The organism is Saccharomonospora iraqiensis subsp. iraqiensis, from assembly GCF_000430445.1.
Lineage (GTDB): Bacteria > Actinomycetota > Actinomycetes > Mycobacteriales > Pseudonocardiaceae > Saccharomonospora > Saccharomonospora iraqiensis.
Genome location: NZ_KE387115.1, coordinates 3,508 through 8,023 on the forward strand (window position 1 = coordinate 3,508; position 4,516 = coordinate 8,023).

Annotated in this window: 4 protein-coding genes and 1 pseudogene; 1 reads left to right on the plus strand and 4 read right to left on the minus strand. The window is 72.0% G+C overall.

Features of this window, described 5'->3' with window-relative positions; translation table 11 throughout:
• Positions 1-143, plus strand: a pseudogene (locus ACTIR_RS27570) (FAD-dependent oxidoreductase); the annotation flags it as partial.
• Between the two features lie 22 nt (positions 144-165).
• Here the strand turns inward: ACTIR_RS27570 and ACTIR_RS0117060 are convergent.
• The 4 genes from ACTIR_RS0117060 to ACTIR_RS0117075 all read right to left on the minus strand — a co-directional run bounded on the left by ACTIR_RS0117060 (position 166) and on the right by ACTIR_RS0117075 (position 4,141).
• Positions 166-945, minus strand: a complete 780-nt coding sequence (locus tag ACTIR_RS0117060; protein ID WP_026455189.1) for a fumarylacetoacetate hydrolase family protein — start codon at positions 943-945, stop codon at positions 166-168.
• Positions 946-954: 9 nt separating this feature from the next.
• Complete coding sequence (gene cimA / locus ACTIR_RS0117065) at positions 955-2,577, minus strand: citramalate synthase (protein WP_026455190.1); 1,623 nt, start codon at positions 2,575-2,577, stop codon at positions 955-957.
• A gap of 186 nt (positions 2,578-2,763) precedes the next feature.
• Complete coding sequence (locus tag ACTIR_RS0117070) at positions 2,764-3,009, minus strand: hypothetical protein (protein WP_007024737.1); 246 nt, start codon at positions 3,007-3,009, stop codon at positions 2,764-2,766.
• Between the two features lie 91 nt (positions 3,010-3,100).
• Positions 3,101-4,141: a 3-isopropylmalate dehydrogenase gene (locus ACTIR_RS0117075; protein WP_026455191.1), complete on the minus strand. Its 1,041-nt coding sequence runs from the start codon at positions 4,139-4,141 to the stop codon at positions 3,101-3,103.
• Between the last annotated feature and the right edge of the window lie 375 nt (positions 4,142-4,516).

Sequence of the window (4,516 nt, forward strand, 5' to 3'; positions counted from 1 at the left end):
GGGGCCGCCGGGCGGGCCCGCCGAGGCCGGTGCTCGCCCTGCTGCGCCGCGCGCCGTGGCTGACGGTGGTCCCGGCCTATCTGATCGGGATCGGTCCCCGACCCGAACACGCGCCGGAGTTCGCCCGGCGCCCACCGTCCTGACCGCGCGGGGCGGTCCCGCCGGTCAGGTCGCCTGCACGGAGTTCGTCAGCGTGCCGATGCCCTCGATCGTGATCGAGACCTGCTGCCCCTCCTCGATCGGCCCCACGCCCTCCGGCGTACCGGTGAGGATCATGTCCCCGGGCAGCAGCGTCATCACCGACGAGACGAACGCGACCAGGTCGCCGACCTTGTGGACCATCGCGGAGGTGCGGGCGTCCTGTTTGAGCACCCCGTCCACCTCGCTCGTCAGCCGGAGGTCGGCCGGGTCCACCGCGGTCTCGATCCACGGCCCCACGGGGCAGAAGGTGTCGAAGCCCTTGGCCCGGCCCCACTGCCCGTCCGAGGCCTGCAGGTCGCGGGCACTGACGTCGTTGGCGACCGTGTAGCCGAGGACGGCGGCGGAGGCCTTCTCCGCGGGGACGTTCTTCACCGGCTGGCCGATGACCACGGCCAGTTCGCCCTCGAAGTCGACCCGGGACGACGCGCGGGGCAGTTTGATCGCCGTGTTCGGCCCGGTCACCGTGGTCGACGGCTTCATGAAGATCATCGGCTCGGCCGGGACCTCGTTGCCGGACTCCGCCGCGTGCTTGGGGTAGTTCCGTCCGACGGCGATCACCTTGGTCGGCAGGATCGGGGCGATCAGCCGGACGTCGGCCAACGGCCACCGCCTGCCGGTGTAGTTCGGTTTCCCGAACGGATGTTCCGCGATTTCCAGAACCTGGGCCGCCTCGTCGGTGTCGCCCTCGGCCTCGATCGAGGCGAAGGCCACACCGTCGGGATGAGCGATTCGAGCCAGACGCACGCCGCGATCCTACCGCCCGTCGTCCGCCGTCGCGACGCCCGCCTTGTAGACCAGCGCGTCGCACAGGGCGAGCCAGCTCGCCTCCACGATGTTCGCGTGCACCCCCACGGTCGTCCACTCGCGCTGCCCGTCGGACGACCCGACGAGCACCCGGGTGACGGCGTCGGTGCCCGGGTTGCCCGCGAGGATGCGCACCTTGTAGTCGGCCAGTTCCACATCGTCCAACCAGGACAGGTGCCGGCGCAGCGCCTGGCGCAACGCGGCGTCGAGTGCGTTCACCGGACCGTTGCCCTCGGCGGTGGCGATCACCCGGTCGCCACCGACGTGCACCTTCACCGTGGCCTCGGACACCACCTCCCCGTCCCGCCGGTGGTCGAGCACCACGCGGTACGACTCGAGCGCGAACGGCGGCTCGGGGGGCGCGTCGTCCGCCTCGGCGCGCAGCAACAGCTCCAGCGAGGCGTCGGCGGCCTCGAACGACCACCCTTCCGACTCCAGTGCCTTCACCTTCTTCAGGGCACTGCTCAGTGCCTCGGGCCGGTCCGTGAGGTCGAGGCCGATCTCGGCGCCCTTCAGTTCCAGGCTCGCGCGGCCCGCCATCTCGGTCACCAGCACCCGCATGTCGTTGCCCACGACCGCCGGGTCGATGTGGTTGTACAGCAGCGGATCCACCTTGATGGCGCTGGCGTGCAGACCCGCCTTGTGCGCGAAGGCGGAGGAACCCACGTAGGCCTGATGGGTGTCCGGGGCGATGTTGGCGAGTTCGGCCAGTGCGTGCGAGACGCGGGTCAGCTCCGCCGCACCACCCTCCGGGAGCACGTCCATGCCGAGCTTGGCGACCAGGTTGCCGGTGACGGCGAACAGATCGGCGTTACCGGCCCGTTCGCCGTACCCGTTGGCGGTGCACTGGACGTGCGTGGCACCGGCCTGCACGGCGGCCACGCTGTTCGCCACCGCGCAGGCGGTGTCGTCCTGGCAGTGGATCCCCAGCCGGAGTCCGGTGCGCCTGCCGACCTCGGCGACGGTCTCCGCGATACCCAGTGGCAGTTGTCCGCCGTTGGTGTCGCACAGCACGACGACGTCGGCGCCCGCCTCGCCCGCGGCCCGAAGCACCCGCAGTGCGGTTTCCGGGTCGTGCGCGTAGCCGTCGAAGAAGTGCTCGGCGTCGACGAACACCCGGCGACCGAGCCCGACCAGGTGGGCGACCGTGTCCCGCACCATCGCGCACGCCTCGTCGGTGTCCACCCGCAGCGCCCGTTCGATGTGCCGGGGGTCCGCCTTCGCCACCAGGGTCACCACGGGCGCCCCCGAGTCCACCAACGCCCGCACCTGCGGGTCGTCGGCGGCACGCACCCCCGCGCGCCGGGTGGAGCCGAACGCCACCAGCGCCGCGTGCCGCAGGGACAGCTCCCCCGCGGCGGCGCGCACGAAGAACTCGGTGTCCTTGGGCAGCGCACCCGGCCATCCGCCCTCGATGAACCCGACCCCCAGTTCGTCCAGCAACCGCGCCACGGCGAGCTTGTCGGCCACGGAGTACGCGATGCCCTCCCGCTGCGCGCCGTCGCGGAGGGTGGTGTCGTAGAGGTGGAAGCGGTCCCCCATCGGGGTGCCCGCGGGTTCCGTGCGGTTCACGGGGTCTCCTCGCCACGGTTTCCGATCAACAAAGCGGTGTCCGACCGGACGGTGTCCGACCAACAAAAAAGACCCCTCGCGGGATCGCGAGAGGTCTGCGCGCCGGGTGCCCGGATGGGGCACTCAACCGGCGCGCCGGCGAATAATGAGCACACCTACGGTGGTCATGGCCTCATGGTGGCACAGTCACCGCTTCCGGCGGCGTTCGGCCCCCGTCTCCCCGGCGTAGCCGAGGTCGTCCCCCGCGGCCCGGCCGACGAAGGTGTCGTTGTGCCCGGGACCGGTCGAGGACTGGTTGTCCCCGCGCTCGTCCGGCCTGCCGCCGGTCGGCCGGGCGCGGGAGACGGCCGGATCGTCGGCGGCGTCGGCCTCCGGCGCGCTGGAGGAGGCGGGTTCGATGCGCCCACGCAGGACACGGAGCCATTTCCACATACGGCCGGACTACCCACGCCCGTCCGGGGGAAACGACCCGCGCCGCGCCGTGCCGCGCCTCCTCCGCCACGCGCCGGGACCGGTGTTCCGGTCAGCTCACCTGGCGCGCGTTCGACGAGACCAGCGCGGCGAGCCGGTCGCCGATGGCCTGCGTGGTGCCGGGCGAGCTCTGGTCCCGCGTGGCGAGGTCGAAGGCGACCGACGCCTCGATGCGGCGGGCCGCCTCCTTCTCCCCGAGGTGGTCGAGCAACAGCGAGACCGACAACACGGCCGCGGTGGGGTCCGCGAGGTTCTGGCCCGCGATGTCCGGGGCGCTGCCGTGCACCGGCTCGAACATGCTCGGGTTCCGCCTGGAGATGTCGAGGTTCCCGCTCGCGGCGAGACCGATGCCGCCGGTGACCGCGCCGACCAGGTCGGTGACGATGTCGCCGAAGAGGTTGTCGGTGACGATGACGTCGAACCGGCCCGGGTCGGTCACCAGATGGATGGTGGCGGCGTCCACATGGGAGTAGGCGACCGTCACGTCCGGGTGTCGCAGCGACTCCTCCTCGACGATCCGGGACCACAACGATCCGGCGTGTTCGAGGACGTTGGTCTTGTGCACCAGCGTCAGGTGCTTGCGCTCGCGCTGCTCGGCCCGGTCGAAGGCGTCGGCGACGACGCGCCGCACGCCGAAGGCGGTGTTCAGGCTGATCTCGGTGGCGATCTCCTGCTCGGTGTCCTTGCGCAGGAGTCCGCCGTTGCCCGCGTACGGGCCCTCGGTGCCCTCGCGCACGACGACGAGGTCGATCTCACCGGGGTCGGCGAGCGGCCCGCGCACACCCGGGTAGAGGCGCCCCGGCCGGAGGTTCACGTGGTGGTCGAGTTCGAACCGCAGGCGCAGCAACAGGCCGCGCTCCAGGATGCCGCTGGGCACGCTCGGGTCACCCACGGCGCCGAGGAGGATCGCGTCATGCTCGCGCAGCTCACCCAGCACCGACTCGGGGAGCAGCTCCCCCGTGGCGTGCCAGCGGGAGGCGCCGAGGTCGTACCTGCTGATCTCGGCGTTCGGCACGACCTCGGCGAGCACCTTGAGTGCCTCGGTCACCACCTCGGGCCCGATCCCGTCGCCGGGGATCACAGCGAGCCGCATCCACACACCTCCGTGACATCAGGCACCCGGCCGCTCCGGACACCCATCCGCGATCGAACTCCAGCGACGGCAGGCTACCGGCTGTCGACACGGCGTCGAAGAACGACCACCCGTCCGCCGCAACGAGCCTGCTGCGCAGTCACACAATCGTGGCACACGGACGCGGTATCACCCGCCGCAGGGACGCAGGGACACGCGGCATTCCCGCGACTCGGCGGGCCCCACCGCACGCCCCCACAGCGGGTCGCCCGGCCGGATGACCCTCGACGGGGCACCACCCGCTGCGGGGTGAGCGGGGTGCGGCCTGCCGGTGTGCGACATGGCGGTGTGCGACACACGGCGAGGCCGCCCGGTCCCGCGGCACGGCGGAACCGG